Source organism: Shewanella sp. SR43-8, from assembly GCF_014163775.1.
GTDB lineage: Bacteria > Pseudomonadota > Gammaproteobacteria > Enterobacterales > Shewanellaceae > Shewanella > Shewanella vesiculosa.
On sequence record NZ_JACJDX010000001.1, the window covers coordinates 13,609 to 30,581 of the forward strand.

The window sequence follows — 16,973 nt, forward strand, 5'->3', positions numbered from 1 at the left end:
TTAGCGAGTGTGGCTTTATTCCACTTCTATCGCCATCGCGGTGGCTTCACCACCACCAATACATAGTGATGCCACGCCGCGCTTAAGACCACGGGCTTTTAAGGCATAAATCAATGTCACTAATAAACGGGCGCCAGAACAACCAATTGGATGACCTAATGCACAAGCACCGCCGTTAACATTGACTTTGCTGTTATCTAAACCAAGTTCAGACACGGCAAGCATGGTTACCATGGCAAATGCTTCGTTGATTTCATATAAATCAACGTCATCTTTACTCCACTGCACTTTTTCGAACAGTTTTTGCATCGCGCCAACAGGAGCTGTAGTAAACATTGATGGTTCTTGCGAGTGAGTAGTATGGCCTTTAATGGTCGCCATAACGGTTAGACCTAACTGAGTGGCTTTCTCACGGGTCATTAACATCAGTGCCGCAGCGCCATCTGATATTGAACTTGAGTTAGCCGCAGTAATGGTGCCGTCTTTAGTAAAAGCAGGACGTAAGCTGGGGATTTTTTCAGGACGTGCGTTTCCAGGCTGTTCATCGATATCAACACTGATATCACCACCGCGAGCACTTACGGTGACAGATACCACTTCATCTTTAAACGCTCCCGACTGAATCGCTGCATTGGCTTTTTCCAGTGATGATAATGCGAAAGCATCCATTTGTTCACGGGTTAAGCCAAAGTCGTCGGCCGTTTTTTGTGCAAACGTGCCCATAGCGCCACCAGTGTAGGCATCTTCAAGGCCATCTAAAAACATATGGTCCATTACTTTACCGTGACCCATACGCATTCCGCTTCGAGCTTTATCGAGTAAATATGGCGCTCTGCTCATGTTTTCCATGCCGCCAGCCACGACCACTTGGCTGCTGCCAGCTTTAATTAAGTCGTGAGCTAACATGACGGTTTTCATACCTGAACCACAGACTTTATTCACTGTTGTGGCACCAACACTTAGAGGTAAACCGGCACCTAATGTGGCTTGACGAGCTGGTGCTTGGCCAAGACCAGCAGGCAACACACAGCCCATTAGCACTTCATCTACGCTATCGGCACTGATCCCCGTTTGGGCTAAAAGGCCTTTAATCGCCGTGGCCGCTAACACTGGCGACGCGACCTCAGACAATGCACCTTGAAACCCACCCATTGGTGTACGCTTCGCGGCAACAATAACGATATCTTGACCTGTTTGCTCTGTACTCATAACCACTCCAATTCACTGCGCTTTAAAAATTATTGAAAATAATATCACACCACTTTGACGTTGACGCTAACGTAAAGCAAGTAAAAAATGGTCTAAAAGGTGATGTTAATCTCATGGCGTTGTCATCGAAGATTTACACTGGATAAAAAAACACTAAAAATGGTAGCTAACTAACTGTTTATAAATTAGTTATTATCAGGAGGTCTTACTGTGGAAAATTGGATTACACTTTAGTCTATGAAGTGGCCCCAGCATGAACAATTGTGCTATGAATGCTGATAATTGACGGTAAATTTTAATGATTAATCGTGTTTTAACGGCTGATAGCAATACATCAGAATAGTGACATTCTGGAGAGTAGATAAACAAAAAAGGCTATTTCACGTTATCGCGTAATAGCCTTAATAAAAGTCACCTCAACGCAACAAAATAAACGCCTATAAAATTGAATAATAAGTAATTATTTTTTACTTTCCCATGGCGTTTTGGCGTTCATGTCGGACAGATCATAAGGCGTTAACTGATAGACATAATAATTAAGCCAATTGCTGATCAATAAACTGCCATGACTATGCCAACGCACGATAGGATCTTGGTTTGGATCGTCTTGACGATAATAATTTTGTGGAATATCAGGATTAAGATCTAGGCCTTTATCGCGCACATACTCGTCATTCAAGGTATCTTTTTGATACTCAGGATGACCCATAACAAACACATTTCGATTATCGCGACTGAGAACAATATAGGCTCCAGCGTCATCAGACTCTGCCAACACGTCTAAATCAGGATGTTGGCGAACTTGTTCAATATCCATTTCGGCGAAGCGAGAATGTGGCGCAAAAAATTCATCATCAAAACCCCTCAATAATGGATGTGGATCGCTGGTGCGACGATGATTAAACACCCCCGAACGTTTAGTGGCCAATAACTTACGTTCTAAATTGTAAAGATGATAGAAACCCGCATGAGCAGCCCAGCACAGAAATAATACTGATGTCACATGTTGCTGAGACCAATCAATGATCTCGCGAATATGGTCCCAATAGACCACATCTTTAAAGTCAATTTGGCCTAAAGGCGCGCCAGTAATAATCAAGCCATCGTAATTGTTGTGCTTGATCTCTTCAAAATCACGATAAAAAGTATTCATGTGATCCACAGAAGTGTGCTTTGACTCTTTATCATGGATGCGTAATAAATCAACCCCGACTTGTAATGGCGTATTACCCAATAAGCGCAATAGCTGGGTTTCAGTTTCAATTTTATTGGGCATTAAATTCAAGATTAATACCCGCATTGGACGAATGTCCTGATTAGCCGCACGGGTTTCAGACATCACAAAGATATTTTCTGACTCTAAAATACCTGCTGCTGGCAGGTTATCTGGAATTCTAACCGGCATACTGATTACCTTTTGTGTGAAGAAAATAAATTATCTTGTGTATTTAGCCATAATGATGAATTTGTCATATCGACCATATCGCACTATCACTGCCACAGATAGAGCATGCCGAGGTGATAAGCGTATTTAGCCGTGGGTGAGTCACCGCTTAAGATCACAAAATCACAATAAATATTCGCCTAAAATAACACCTAGATATTCTCAGGACTGTCAGCACATTATCATTGAAAATAATGTCTTACTTAGCGCTAAGGCGATGGATACGCTTTGACAGCCCATTATTGTCATCTAACTGACCACTCATTGTTAGTCGCTTTCATCATACACAAGGATGTCTAGAAGTCTACACGTCTTTAGTTGAAATATTTTCTCGCTTGTTATCAATAGCCGATATTCCTATTATAAGACACCACATTACGATGATGCTGACTATGTTAACAACCACGCCTACCGCAACGGCAATGATTATTGGGGCGACTTCGCAATTAAGCCAAGCGCTTGCACGACAGTTATCGGAACAAAATGTATCCCTAGTGCTTTTTGTGCCAGATCCTGATGTATTAACCGATTTTTGTCGAACCTTACCAGGGGAAGTGAGCGTTTACCCGTTAAGTATTTTTGAGCCCGAAACCTTAATTAAGCAACTCACTTCTGCATGGGAGCAGCACAATGGTGCTCATCTAGTGATCGTCAATACGGGTGTGAATCATTATGACGCGGCACTACCTTGGCCGATTGAACAAGATATTGTTGATATCAATGTCAGAGGATTTGCCGCCATCAGTAACTGTGTGTTTAAGTTGATGTGTCAACAAGGTTATGGACAACTGGCGGCGATTAACTCAATAGCGGGCCAACGTGGTGGTCCAAATGTGGCTTATCATGCCTCTAAAGCGTTTGCCGCTAATTATCTGCAAGGTTTGTGCATGCATGCACAACGATTAAAATTACCTATTACGATTAGTGATATCCAGCTCGGCTTATATGATAAAGCGATGTTTCTCAATACGCGCTTTTTATTGTCGCCGATAGACAAGGTCGCCAAACAAATATTAACCGCCCTTAAAAAGGGTAAACGCCGAGTGTATGTCACTAAACGCTGGCGTTTTGTGGCGTGGATTAATCGCTTATTACCTGAATATATTTACAACACTCGCCATTGGAAACCACGTAAAAAATCTTAATAAGCAACACCAACAAAAACAGGAACCCTTAGGTTCCTGTTTCGTTATCACTGCCATTATCGCAGAGGTATTCTAAGTAACTTGAACGACTTAAAACGTATAACCCACGCTGACCATGTAAACCCAAGGGTCAATATCGGTATCAACCACAACATGATCGGCACCCATATCAAAGCTCACATCAGTAGAAATTTGTGCATACCAAACTGACGCGTTAACTAACCATTTTTTGTCAATTTGATAATCAAGACCAACTTGAGCCGCAAGTCCCCAAGAATTCGATAAGCTTAAATTTTCTAAGCCAAGATCTTTCGCATCTTGAGTAAATTCATTGTCATAGAAATTAGTAAAGTTAACGCCTAAACCCACATATGGACGTAAAGCTGACTGTGAATCACCAAAGTAGTATTGTGCGACTAGTGTTGGCGGTAATTGCTTTGAGTCTGCAATTTTACCTAATGCGCCCAATGAAACATCGTGGCTAAAAGGCGATGCTGCAAGTAATTCAATACCGACATTATCAGTTAACATATAACCAAAGTTTAGCCCTAGCTGAACATCATTATCGACACTAAATTCAGCAACATTTGCCACTACTGGGCTTGACTCATTTGGAGCAACCATCGCCACACCGGCACGGACAATAATATCTCCAGCTTGATGGGCCGCAGCACTAAATGACAGGCCGGCAGATAATAAAGACACGGCAACTAAACTTAGGGTAATTTTCTTATTCATTTTTAACACTCCTTGGCAATGACAACTAGATGCAGTTGAGTGCATCCTCAACATTTGCCAACAACCTACATAAGTAATCTATGAGTAACATTGACATAGATCAACAAAAGCATAATACCCCTTTAGAGATAACAACTTAATTGAGTTAGCTTGATTTAGATCACATATCAAACTGAGTAAATCAGACTGTTAAGCGCATATTGAGAAAATATGAGAGGTCACAAAGAGCATTATTTAGAGCTTAGAAATGGCTCAGTAATCATGATTAATTTAGGGTACTGGAGTAGCCATTTCTTTTGAATGACTCTAGATTTAAACACACTGATGTCGCGTTTAGGATTAGCATGCAAACTCAGAGAAAAAAGACAGGCTAATCCAAAAACAGCGTCCACTTTAATCTCGTAGTCATGGGCTAACACTGTTGCAGAATTTGGGCCTGTAAAAGGCACTTTTTGATTAATATGGACAGCGACAGCAGGACTGGTATTGACTAACTTAACCCCGACTGCTGTCTGTTTTTCAGGCCAATAAGACATGGCGTCAAGACATGATAAATAAGCAGGATCGTTATTTCTGAGATGCATTCTGGCTTGATTTTTCACTGACCATGGCAAATCGGCTTGCTGCCTTAGTTTAGCTTCAATCGCGCGATCACGCTCTACAGATACATCACTATCACACCAGTAAATCACGTCGATATCATTTAATGCTTGTGACCTAATATGATGTAATTTATCCCATACCAAATTACGTACAAAGCCGGCAGCAATATACCAATCGCCAATATTGAAATGATTTAACACTTCACAGCATACTTGCAAGGCATTTAGACGCTGAGCATCTTGTTGCAACCATGTCGATAACTGCGCCTGTAACGCATCAGCCCCTAGTCGTTGCAACTCATTACTCACACAGGGTTCATTAGCTGGCGTCATGCTGCTGCTCTGGTGCAGCGTCAGCAAAAGCACTTAATTGCTGGCACTCATGCCAAATCCTGACAATATTGGGGTACGCGGCCAGCTCTAAGTTAAAGCGTTTGGCATTATACACTTGGGGGATCAAACAAATATCAGCCAGCGAAGGCGTATCCCCAAAACAGAAGCGTCCAGAATATTGGCCTAGTTGCACTTCCAGCGCAGCAAAACCAACATGGATCCAATGATGATACCAACGCATTTTATCGGCTTCAGACACGCCCATTTCGTTGACTAAATATTGTAATACTCGCAAATTGTCTAAAGGGTGAATTTCACACGCAATGGCCTGAGCCATACTACGTACAATGGCACGATCTTCAATATTGCTTGGCAGTAGACGATGATCTGGATACTTATCTTCAAGATACTCAATAATGGCCAGTGATTGCGACAATGTCAGCTCACCCTGCTCGCCGCTATCAACAAAGGCTGGCACTAAATGCTGTGGATTTAATTGATGAAAACTAGCACTGTGTTGCTCACCACCATTATTAACTAAATGCACCGAAATATGTTCTGCGGATAACTGCTTTAAGTTTAATGCTATACGAACCCGATAAGCCGCACTTGAGCGCCAATAACCATAGAGCTTCATGTCAATTTCCTTATTTTTATTTTATTTTGCCTAACAAAAAGGCAATAACGACTGAACGCTATTGCCTTAATTATGTCGGTTTACATTACCCTAATAATCTTAGGCTTTGTACTCAACCACTTTTTGATCGATAGAACCAAAAATACTCACACCATTTTCATCAAACATTTCGATACGTACCGTATCGCCAAAGTGCATAAAAGGTGTTGAGGCTTTACCATCAGCGATAATTTCAAGCATGCGCTTTTCAGCCAAACAGCTTGAGCCAGCACTGCGGTCATAGTTTGAAATGGTGCCAGAACCAATAATCGCACCGCTGCCTAATGGGCGTGTTTTAGCCACATGTGATACTAACTGACTAAAGTTAAAAGTCATGTCCACACCCGCATTAGGACGCCCAAACAACTCACCATTTAAATGTGTTACTAGGGGTAAATGCACCTTGCTGTCTTGCCACTTATCACCTAATTCATCAGGGGTAATAGCAATGGGTGAAAACGCACTTGATGGCTTTGATTGGAAAAAGCCAAAGCCTTTGCCTAACTCGCCAGGGATTAAATTACGCAGTGATACATCGTTAACCAACATCAATAGTTTGATGTGCTTAGCGGCATCTTCGCTGCTAACACCCATGGCGACATCATCAGTGATAATGGCAATTTCAGATTCAAAATCAATACCAAATTCTTCACTGGCCATTTCGATATCAGCTTTAGGCGCAATAAAACTGTCTGAGCCACCTTGATACACCAGAGGGTCGGTCCAAAAAGATGCCGGCATTTCAGCGCCACGCGCTTTGCGAACCAATTCAACGTGATTGACATAAGCACTGCCATCGGCCCATTGATAAGCTCGTGGTAAAGGTGATAAGCAACGGCTTTCGTCAAAATCTGCCGCATTATCCATATGCCCAGCGTTTAACGCTTCATATAACTCATTCAATTGTGGGTAAAGCAGATCCCAAGCATCTAATAATTGCTGCATAGTATGTGCAATAGCAGGTACGGCGACGGTTTTGCTCAAATCTTTACTGACTAACATCAATTGGCCGTCGCGACGTCCGTTGTGATAACTTGCAAGTTTCATTATTGCTCCTAAATACTGGGTGAGCGCAGCGGATTATCCACACTACACGCTCAATTTGACGATACAAATAACCGATCACGGCAGAAAAACCTATAGCGTGAGCTCAATCACATTTTGTTGGTGCTCACGGCTATTTGTAAATTATTCGTTACATTAATAAAAACGCACCGCAAATACTGATTTACAGCGTTTATGTGACTAAAATGCCAGCAAAATACTGGCATTAAATCGTTACATCACTTTTTCTTACTAATATTATAATCGCGTAATTTATTAGCAATTGCGGTATGTGACACCCCAAGTTTCTTCGCCAACTGTCGTGTACTTGGGTACGCAGGATACAATCGACGCAATAAACCCGCTTCGTATTCTTTCATGGCTTCATCCAAGGTGCCTTCAAACTCTTCATCGAAGTAACCAAAACCTTCGGCATAGGATGGTAATTTGAGTTGTTCAACGGTCAGCTCTGTCGAACCATCCCACATGGATACCGCCCTAAAAATAGCATTTTTCAATTGACGCACATTACCTGGCCACGCATAGGTAAACAGATAGTCGCGGCAAGTTGCCGAGATCCGTCTTAATGGACTCGATAACTGCTGACTATAATGTTCTAAGAACATTTCGGTTAATGGCAGCACATCGACTCGGCGCTCACGCAGGGATGGCATGTGGTAACTTAATACATGAATACGGTAATATAAATCTTCTCTAAACTCACCCGCTTGGCAGAGCTCAGCTAAATGTTTTTGGGTTGAGCAAATAATACGCACATCTGCGCGAACTTCTTCATCACCACCAATGCGCCTAAAGGTACCGTCTTGAAGTAAACGCAGTAATTTAACTTGCGCCGCTTTGGACATTTCGGCAATTTCATCCAGAAAAACCGTCCCGCCTTTGGCTTCTTCAAATAACCCGCGTTTTACAACTGTGCCATTGCTGACAAAACCAAATAATTCTTCTTCTGCGACGCTGTCTGGCAGTGCAGCACAATTAATCGCAATAAACGGATGTTCGCGGCGCATACTGGCATCATGACTAGCACGCGCCATGAGCTCTTTACCCGTCCCCGTTTCACCGGTTATCAGCAAAGGCGCATCGAGCTGTGCCATGCGCTTAGCTTGCTTGAGTATGTCTTTCATTTTATCGCTAACCGCTAATACATTATCAAAACCTGTGGTTTGATTTTGCAGCGCGTTAAATTGTTTACCGACTCTAGCAGGTGATTTGAGCGAAATAACGGCCCCCGCTAAAATGGTTTTGTCATCATCGTCAGGTAAATAAATGGGTAGCATTTCGGCCAAATACTCGTTCGAGTTAATTTGCACTCGAGTGGCTTGAGCCAATACAGGTATTTCACTCATCCAACGGGCAAAGTTAAACCCCTGAACCCAATGGTTAAGTGACTCCCCTACCACTTCATGTTCAGCCATACCGAGCGTCAACAAGGCCGATTCATTAGCGATGCGCACTCGCCCTTTAGCGTCAGTTGAAAACACTGAGTCGGGTAAGGTTTTAAGTAAGGTTTTAAGGGCATAATGCTCTTGTTCTGACGGCATAAAAGACACAGTACGGACGTCATGTACACTTTCAACCTTACGAATTTGCGGCATTAACTCTCGTAATGTTTCAAAACTGATCTCAGCAAATTGCAGGAATAAGAACCCCTTGTTACTGGCATCAATTGCGATTAAGTTAATTCCATGTTTTTCGAGCACGACGAGGATGTCTTTCGCTAAACCCACGCGATCAATACAGCTGACTTCCAAACGCATAATGTAACGATTCCCTATTTATTGAAGTTTTATTGCGGAAATTTGGCATAACGTTAGAGGGATATTGCTTCGGTGGCAAGTGAAGTTTACAGTAGAATTGTAACAGAGCGATTATTTCAGCACATTACGTTAACGTAATGTGCTGAAATCGATGACGATAATTACGCGTCTAACAACTGGTCTGTCTTGGCAGCCATGATAAAATCGTTTTTGTGTAAACCTTTAATTGAGTGTGACCACCAAGTGACCGTGACCTTGCCCCATTCGGTTAATATTCCAGGATGATGACCTTCAGATTCGGCTAAATCAGCTAACTTATTGGTAAACACCATGGCCAGCTTAAAGTTTTTAAATTTATAAACCCGCTCAAGCTGCATAATACCGTCACGAACTTCAACGCCCCAATCGGGGATCATACCGACAAGTTCAGCCAACTCAGCATCACTCACTTTCGGGGCATCGGCTTGGCATGCTTCACACTTCATCTCGGTTAATGCGTTCATTTTTACTCCTAGGCTTAATTATAATAATGTCTAACTTGCATACTGATGAGAAAACAACCCTCTATTCAGTAGCAGTAAATCGATTAAATTGCATTGATTTTAGGGGCGAACTTAGGCTCAAACATGCCTAATTGGCGGGCCTTGGTCACCATGCTCATAATGTCCATACGGGCAATTTCATCTAAATAATCAATATGGTTAATCACGTAATAGATAGGCTGCATAATATCGATACGATAAGGAGTACGCAGCACATCAAGTAAGTCAAAAGGTTTACGTTCTGGCTCATCACTTAGCGAATAAAGCGTTTCACCAGGAGAGCTTAAAATACCACCACCGTAAATGGCTAATGGCTCATTTTTCGCTTGTACCAAACCAAATTCAATAGTGAACCAATATAGCCGCGCTAGAAACACTCGCTCTTCTTTGGATGCCGCAAGTCCTAACTGGCCATACATATGCGAAAAATGTGCAAATGATGGATTAGTCAATAATGGACAATGACCAAATATTTCATGAAATATATCAGGCTCTTGCAGGTAATCAAACTCTTCTTTGCTACGTATAAACGTCGCTACTGGAAACTCTTTATTGGCCAGTAACTCAAAAAAACGCCCAAATGAAATTAATGCTGGTACCGCTGCGGTTTTCCAACCCGTAGCATCTAATAACACTTTATCGATTTCGGGTAACTGCGGAATACGGTCACTCGACATGCCTAAGGCATCGAGTCCTTGCAGATAAGCATTACAAGCTTTACCCGGCATATTCGTCACTTGGCGCTGATACAATTGTTGCCATAATTGATTCTCATGCTCAGAATAATCAATGTAACCCTGGGCATCAGGTTGATGGGCAATATACTTTGTTGCTGTACTCATAGGTTCCACTTTACGTCAACTTCACTCCCTACATAGTGTGCTAACGTTGACGTTTTGTTAACTCCCTCACAGTTTATTTCATGCGGTTATGTTGCTTTAATCGTAAACAAATAAATACAAACGAGCTGTAAGCCCCATGAGTAGGCTAAGGTTTTATCACCATAAATGAACACATTACAGCAAGACTTAACCCAAGTTAATTTAGCGCGCCATCGATAATTTAACTGACGATAGAGCTGGGATAATTTACAATATCATTCACACATGACTCATTAATTCATAGGATGATTTATTTATGGCAATTTTAGTAACCGGTGGCGCCGGCTATATTGGTACCCACACAGTCGTTGAGCTATTAAATGCCGGACAGGAAGTGATCATTGTTGATAATTTATCAAATTCAAGTGTCGAAGCCCTAGCCCGTGTTCATACTATTACTGGTAAGGATGTCACTTTTTATCAAGGCGATATTTTAAATAAAGCTTTGCTACAAAAAGTATTTGTAGACCATAGCATTGAGTCTGTTATTCATTTTGCAGGCTTAAAAGCCGTCGGTGAATCAGTCGCCGAACCATTAAAGTATTATGAAAACAACGTGACTGGCACGATTATTTTATGCCAAGTCATGGCCGAAAATAACGTTAAAAACTTAGTCTTTAGTTCATCCGCCACGGTTTATGGCGATCCAGCGAGTCTGCCCATTAAAGAAGATTTCCCAACGGGCGCGACCAATCCATATGGTCAGTCAAAATTGATGGTTGAATATATTTTAGCCGACTTGTACAACTCAGATAACAGCTGGAATATTGCTCGACTACGTTACTTCAATCCTGTTGGTGCTCACGAAAGTGGCTTAATTGGTGAAGATCCTAACGACATTCCGAATAACTTGATGCCGTTTATTGCCCAAGTTGCTGTCGGTAAACGCGAAAAATTAAGCGTGTTTGGCGATGATTACGACACACCAGATGGCACAGGTGTCCGCGATTATATTCACGTTGTTGATTTAGCTGTGGGTCACTTACAAGCGCTTAAAAAGCTGCAAACAAAACCTGGATTGGTGACTTATAATCTCGGTACGGGTATCGGTTACAGTGTGTTAGACATGGTCAAAGCATTTGAAACAGCTTGTGGTAAAACCATTGCTTATCAAATCAGTCCACGCCGTCCTGGTGACATTGCCGCTTGTTATGCCGATCCGAGTTTTGCAGCAACAGAACTTAACTGGCGTGCGACTCATACCGTTGAAGATATGGCCAATAGCAGTTGGAAATGGCAATCACATAACCCTGATGGTTATAAAATGCCTAGCGCTTAACAATTTTTAGCTGCAGCGAATGCTAATATCAGGGTGTGTTAATCTTTCAAAGTAAATTTTGCGGCTGTGTGGTGATGTTATACTAGGCGGAGCTGATTCATGTAGCGACTTAACATGAATTAGCGATAACCCAGTAGAAACAAGCCACAATCCGCCCAAAACTTGCGATTAAACGCCCTTGTTAGCACAGGTTTTAGCTCGAAGCCATTTTCAGCCTGATAGAGCGACAACCCCTAGCGCCAGCTAATGCGTTTACGTCCAATTAGGATAGCCATGAGCCAAAGTATTAATCAAAGTCGGCGTAATCTATTTAGTCGCAGAAAATCCAATGTCACCCGCCCGCCATGGAGCAAAACAGAGCAAGAATTTACTGACAATTGCACCCGCTGTGACAAGTGTATTACCGCCTGCGAAACCCAAATAATTAAACGCGGTGAAGGTGGGTTTCCTGAAATAGATTTTAATCTTGGTGAATGTACTTTTTGCCAGCTTTGCGTTGATGTGTGCCCAGAGCCGGTGTTCGATCTCGCCCAGTCCTTACCTTGGTCAATTCGAGCCAGCATAAAAGACAGCTGCTTAACCTATCAAGGTGTTTGGTGCCAGAGTTGTAAAGATGCCTGCGATCCACGCGCAATCAGCTTTATCATGGCAGTAGGACAAGTGCCTAAACCCTTGATAGATACTGATGCCTGTACGGGTTGTGGTGCTTGTGTATCTCCCTGCCCTTCTAATGCCATACAGATTGGCAAACCGAGCTGATTTATCAAATACGGTATGTTAATCAGTTAGCAATATAGCGAGCGATTTTGGTGTTATTTATTTGCCTTTAACGCTATATTATCAGCCAAAATATAGCCATAAGAGCACTGAGATGTTTGGTCAAAAACAAGCTGCAAATCCGCTGAGTTTTATCGCCCCAGAATGTCACTTAACCGGCAAACTTATTTTCAGCGGTGATGTACTCATTGCAGGGCATATCAACGGCGATATTAAAGCACAAGGCAATGTGACGATTGAACCCAATGGCACAGTTGATGGTGATATTTTGTGCCGAAACTTAATGATTGCAGGCCAACTAACAGGTAAGGCACACTGTAAAAAAATGACCCTCCATGAGCAAGGTATTTTTGAAGGGGATGCGTATTGTGAAAACATCGAAATTTTAGACGGTGGCCAGTTTTTAGGTTATCGCCACGTAGAACCATTGACTCTGATTTCATCAAAAAGCTAATTTGAGCTTTTTGTCAGCGTTTTTCCTGCCTTATAACGCGGACAATTGTCATCGATATTTAACCAGCTAACCTGCTCATCAGTGTGTATATGGTAAGTTGGCTGCACTTTTTGTGGTAGATCAAGCGATGCAATCGATAATGTTATGTACTACGGATAATCCAGATGTCGGTAAGTCAGTGAGCAACCACAGTGTTGACAAAAACCCCGACGAATATCCTTTGATGAAGCAAACTCTGTGACTTGCCCTTGTAGCCATTCAACTTGTTCATAACAAAAATCCATCCAGCTCATCATCACCGCACCGGCACTTTTTCGACATTGACTGCAGTGGCAGTGATCGGCATCAAATGGCAAACCATTAACTTGATAACGGATGGCGCCACATAAACACCCTCCTTGTAATAGCTCAAGCTGTGCCATGTTACCTCCTAGAAGATCACCACATCCTTTAATAATGGCTTATTCATCACTATTGATTAGTGCTTGTCGCTGCCATTGACGCAACAAAGCGACAAACTCTTTGGGCTCTCGATCTAAACTGTCAATGGATAGGTACACATGGTAACCAAGCTGCTCATTCAAGGTTTGGCAACGATGACCGAACATCGCCAGAACACCACGATAACGTTCACCGTTAACCACTAGCGGGGTAAATTCTGCACCTAAGTAACCTTCTAAACTTTGTAAGTCCTCATCTTGTGTGGCTGCGGTCATCAAAAGTGGCCGCTGTTCGGTTAGTAATCCGGTAGCCAAACGCGGTGAAATACAATCTAATATGGGATTAATCTTTTTAAGTTTGACGCCAATATAAGGCAGTTCAATCATCTCCATATTTTGATTTACCCGCACGCTATCAAGCCGCTGAATATTATGCCATTCAATAAATACCTGACCACGACGATGAAAAAATACCACTCCTGTAGGCATTAGTTTGAAGCTGACCGCTGGCTGATACACTTTAGCGACACCTAACACCAGTGCGACTGAGCCTAAGGCAAAACACAACATACCAGGCACAAAAAAGCCTTTAAGCCCAATAAAAATAATCAAGCTAGTCACTAAACTTAACGCGCCAACAACTGTAAGCGTGATGCCATTTCGCTTAGCATAAGGACTAATTAACATGTGCTCATCACTCACAATAGTGTCCTTGGAATTGATTGATAAATTATTCAAAATACTGCTACCCAACTATTTAGTAAACAACGCTAGTGATTATTCACTAATAGATCTTTAACCCACAACCATAATATACCGACATACTCATGAATGGCTCGCTGTGAATCTAACAAATTATCCGCATTTAAACGCCACCAATCGCTACTATTAGCAATAAAGTCAGTTGGCGCCGCTTGGGGTTGCATCCCTAAAGCGTTAAATATGCGCATAGACCTTGGCATATGTGTTGCCGACGTCACCAATCTAAAAGGCTGAGTGCCCAAAAATTGCTTAAGTGCATTGGCTTCTTCAATGGTGTCTTTAGGTTGACTGAAGACCGTAATACTCTTTTTGGGGATACCTAATTCTTGGGCCGCTTGAGCCATAATAGTGGCATGAGCAGTTGGCTGATTACCGCCGCTCCAACCACTGACCACTAAGGTGCAGTGTTGGCCAAGGCTAAACTGACGCACGCCTTCAGTTAATCGAGCCAGTGCTGTTGATGATAATTGCTGCACTGCGGTATGGCCTTGCTGCTCACGGTTACCCGATCCCAATACCATAACAACACAAGCCCCTGTTATTGGCTGATGGTTAACTTGATACTGTGACTCTAACGAATCCGCTAAATAATAGCTTACTTTCGCTTGGCTGGTTAATACCAGTAGCGCTATCGCAGCCACCAAGGCAATACGCCCAAATTGCAGCAACCGTGTTCTTTTTGTGCGCCATAACACGGCTGCTATAACTAATAGCATAATGCTAAGCGGAATGGGCATGACTAATTGCGATAAGATTTTTTTAAGCCAAAACATCGGTATATCACTTGAACAATGAAAACTGTCGCTAGTTTATCGTTATAAAGTCTGAATACAAACCCTATCAAGCAAACAAAAACGGCACTATTTAAGTGCCGTTTGATGAATTAACCATATTGCCAGATGAACGCTCAGCCGAGTGAATCGAAATGACCTTTGGCTTCATTCTCACAAACTTCTATCTTGAACAAGGCTCTACTATACAAGTTAAGCCTACTTTTCGTCTTTGCCCCAAAGCCAGGCCGCACCACGAACGCCAGAAGATGCACCAAACTTATTTTTAACCACTTGAGTGCCGCATTCGCGACCAACTACGTATTTGGGTAACACTTTTGGTAATTCAGTGTAGATAGCATCAATATTTGATACACCGCCACCTAATACAATCATGTCTGGATCCATCATATTGATCACGTGCGCAAGTGAGCGCGCTAATCGATCGATATAACGCTCAAATGCTGCGGTAGCCAACGGATCGCCTTGTTGCATCATCTCAGAAATTTGGATACCACTGATTGCATCGCCGCCTGCTTCACGAAAATCACGCACAAAGCCAGTACCCGATATAAAGGTCTCGATACAGTCACGATTACCACAAAAACAGCTAGTCGAATTAAACTCATCAGCCGTCATCCACGGAAGAGGATTATGGCCCCATTCACCGCCAATACCATTACCACCGCCATGCACACGACCATTAATAGCGATACCAGCACCACAACCTGTACCAATGATACCGCCAAAAACAACACCTTTTCCGGCAGCGGCACCGTCGACGGCTTCAGATACGGCAAAACAATTGGCATCATTGGCTACACGCACTTCACGGTGCAACACTTCGCTTAAATCTTTATCAAGCGGATGGCCGTTAATCCAGGTTGAATTAGAGTTTTTAACCAAACCAGTAAACGGTGACACAACACCAGGAATACCAACACCCACAGAACCCGTTTGGCCTGTTGCGGTTTCAGCATCGGCGACTAAGCCCACAATCGCTGCTAATGTCGCTGGATAGTCTCTTGGAGTAGGAATGCGCTTTCTAAATATCTCAGCGCCATCATCGGCCAACGCCACTAATTCTATTTTGGTACCACCGAGATCGACGCCCATACGCATCATAACTTATTACTCCATTTACTTATTATTAATTAGATTCAATGTTCGATTAACGCAAATTACTTTAAAGCACAATTATTTACGTTCAAACCACGCCAAGGACGCGGCAATAAAATACGGATTTAAAATATTTTCTTTCTGGTTATATTGCAGCGCTGTGAGTGCTGGATACTCAACCACTTTACCACCAGCACTTTCCAATACAGCTTGCGCTGCTGCAGTATCCCATTCACTGGTGAGGCCTAATCTTGGGTACACATCGGCTTGACCTTCGGCCACCATACAAAACTTTAATGAGCTACCAACGCTAAGCATTTGATGTTCGCCGATGGTCTGTAAATAGGCGGCGACATCAGGGCTAATATGAGAACGACTGCCAACGACAACAGGAGGTGTCTGTAATGGTCGCAGACGAATATCTAATATTGATGTCGATCCGTTGTGCTCTAGCCATGCACCTTGGCCAACAATACCGCTATAACATTTGTCTAATACGGGCGCATACACCACGCCTGCGATAGCTTGTCCCTGATGGATCAGCGCAATATTAACCGTAAATTCACCATTACGTTTAATAAATTCTTTAGTACCATCGAGTGGATCGATCAACCAATAGGTTTGCCAAGTCTGGCGTTCAGCCCAACTAATATCAGCGTCTTCTTCGCTCATGACAGCAATATCAGCAAAATGCTGCTTAAGCCCAGCGATGATCACATTGTGACTGGCAATATCGGCTGCAGTAACTGGGCTATCATCTTGTTTCACTTCAATCTGTAAATCAGTTTGCGCATAAACTTGCATAATTGCTTCGCCGGCTTGCTTGGCGAGGAGCACTATCTGTTGTAAGTCTGCTTTAGAAAATACAATATTAGACAAATCAATTCCTTATCAAATTCATATCGCTTTAGCGATCAATACACTATCGATACGCTATTATGCCATTGTTAACATCATAGATTGATAACTTTTTGATTGCA

17 protein-coding genes and 1 pseudogene are annotated in these 16,973 nt (G+C 42.5%); 4 read left to right on the top strand and 14 right to left on the bottom strand.

Annotated elements, in window-relative coordinates:
• Positions 1–15: 15 nt before the first annotated feature.
• Both H5114_RS00070 and metA read right to left on the bottom strand, forming a co-directional pair.
• Positions 16–1,209: an acetyl-CoA C-acyltransferase gene (locus H5114_RS00070; RefSeq protein ID WP_124016216.1), complete on the bottom strand. Its 1,194-nt coding sequence runs from the start codon at positions 1,207–1,209 to the stop codon at positions 16–18.
• A 460-nt stretch (positions 1,210–1,669) separates the two neighbouring features.
• A complete protein-coding gene (metA, locus tag H5114_RS00075; RefSeq protein ID WP_182698857.1) occupies positions 1,670–2,614 on the bottom strand; it encodes a homoserine O-succinyltransferase in 945 nt (314 codons plus the stop codon).
• A 431-nt stretch (positions 2,615–3,045) separates the two neighbouring features.
• Here metA and H5114_RS00080 point away from each other — a divergent pair, with 431 nt between their 5' ends.
• A complete protein-coding gene (locus tag H5114_RS00080; protein ID WP_124016218.1) occupies positions 3,046–3,798 on the top strand; it encodes an SDR family oxidoreductase in 753 nt (250 codons plus the stop codon).
• A 90-nt stretch (positions 3,799–3,888) separates the two neighbouring features.
• Here H5114_RS00080 and ompW read toward each other — a convergent pair whose 3' ends face one another.
• From ompW to phhA, 7 genes are all read right to left on the bottom strand, one after another.
• Complete coding sequence (gene ompW / locus H5114_RS00085) at positions 3,889–4,536, bottom strand: outer membrane protein OmpW (protein WP_124016219.1); 648 nt, start codon at positions 4,534–4,536, stop codon at positions 3,889–3,891.
• 230 nt (positions 4,537–4,766) lie between these two features.
• Positions 4,767–5,447 carry a nucleotidyltransferase family protein gene (locus H5114_RS00090; RefSeq protein ID WP_310736370.1) on the bottom strand — a complete coding sequence of 227 codons (681 nt, stop codon included), beginning with the start codon at positions 5,445–5,447 and terminating at the stop codon, positions 4,767–4,769.
• Positions 5,448–5,457: 10 nt separating this feature from the next.
• A complete protein-coding gene (maiA, locus tag H5114_RS00095) occupies positions 5,458–6,108 on the bottom strand; it encodes a maleylacetoacetate isomerase (protein WP_182721893.1) in 651 nt (216 codons plus the stop codon).
• Between the two features lie 99 nt (positions 6,109–6,207).
• A complete protein-coding gene (locus H5114_RS00100) occupies positions 6,208–7,194 on the bottom strand; it encodes a fumarylacetoacetate hydrolase family protein (RefSeq protein ID WP_124016222.1) in 987 nt (328 codons plus the stop codon).
• A 236-nt stretch (positions 7,195–7,430) separates the two neighbouring features.
• Positions 7,431–8,969, bottom strand: a complete 1,539-nt coding sequence (gene tyrR, locus H5114_RS00105) for a transcriptional regulator TyrR (RefSeq protein WP_182698861.1) — start codon at positions 8,967–8,969, stop codon at positions 7,431–7,433.
• 161 nt (positions 8,970–9,130) lie between these two features.
• Entirely contained in the window at positions 9,131–9,472 is a 342-nt protein-coding gene (locus tag H5114_RS00110) for a 4a-hydroxytetrahydrobiopterin dehydratase (RefSeq protein WP_124016224.1), read from the bottom strand.
• A gap of 83 nt (positions 9,473–9,555) precedes the next feature.
• Complete coding sequence (phhA, locus tag H5114_RS00115) at positions 9,556–10,353, bottom strand: phenylalanine 4-monooxygenase (protein ID WP_182721894.1); 798 nt, start codon at positions 10,351–10,353, stop codon at positions 9,556–9,558.
• Between the two features lie 295 nt (positions 10,354–10,648).
• Between phhA and galE the strand changes: the two genes are divergently transcribed.
• From galE to H5114_RS00130, 3 genes are all read left to right on the top strand, one after another.
• Positions 10,649–11,671 (top strand): UDP-glucose 4-epimerase GalE, encoded by a 1,023-nt coding sequence (galE, locus tag H5114_RS00120; protein WP_182698863.1) that lies wholly within the window; start codon positions 10,649–10,651, stop codon positions 11,669–11,671.
• Between the two features lie 273 nt (positions 11,672–11,944).
• On the top strand, positions 11,945–12,430 hold the full coding sequence (gene napF, locus H5114_RS00125; protein WP_182721895.1) for a ferredoxin-type protein NapF: 486 nt from the start codon (positions 11,945–11,947) through the stop codon (positions 12,428–12,430).
• A gap of 112 nt (positions 12,431–12,542) precedes the next feature.
• The gene (locus H5114_RS00130; RefSeq protein WP_124016228.1) at positions 12,543–12,902 is read left to right on the top strand and encodes a polymer-forming cytoskeletal protein; all 360 of its coding nucleotides are present in this window, start codon (positions 12,543–12,545) and stop codon (positions 12,900–12,902) included.
• Here H5114_RS00130 and H5114_RS00135 read toward each other — a convergent pair.
• The 5 genes and pseudogenes from H5114_RS00135 to cysQ all read right to left on the bottom strand — a co-directional run bounded on the left by H5114_RS00135 (position 12,899) and on the right by cysQ (position 16,872).
• Positions 12,899–13,324 (bottom strand): annotated as a pseudogene (locus H5114_RS00135) (GFA family protein). The gene H5114_RS00130 and the pseudogene H5114_RS00135 overlap by 4 nt on opposite strands.
• 39 nt (positions 13,325–13,363) lie before the next feature.
• A complete protein-coding gene (locus H5114_RS00140) occupies positions 13,364–14,047 on the bottom strand; it encodes a DUF2982 domain-containing protein (protein WP_124016277.1) in 684 nt (227 codons plus the stop codon).
• Positions 14,048–14,112: 65 nt separating this feature from the next.
• Positions 14,113–14,877 carry a YdcF family protein gene (locus H5114_RS00145; protein ID WP_182721896.1) on the bottom strand — a complete coding sequence of 255 codons (765 nt, stop codon included), beginning with the start codon at positions 14,875–14,877 and terminating at the stop codon, positions 14,113–14,115.
• 216 nt (positions 14,878–15,093) lie between these two features.
• The gene (gene mak / locus H5114_RS00150) at positions 15,094–15,999 is read right to left on the bottom strand and encodes a fructokinase (RefSeq protein ID WP_124016231.1); all 906 of its coding nucleotides are present in this window, start codon (positions 15,997–15,999) and stop codon (positions 15,094–15,096) included.
• Positions 16,000–16,071: 72 nt separating this feature from the next.
• Positions 16,072–16,872 carry a 3'(2'),5'-bisphosphate nucleotidase CysQ gene (gene cysQ / locus H5114_RS00155; protein ID WP_182721897.1) on the bottom strand — a complete coding sequence of 267 codons (801 nt, stop codon included), beginning with the start codon at positions 16,870–16,872 and terminating at the stop codon, positions 16,072–16,074.
• Between the last annotated feature and the right edge of the window lie 101 nt (positions 16,873–16,973).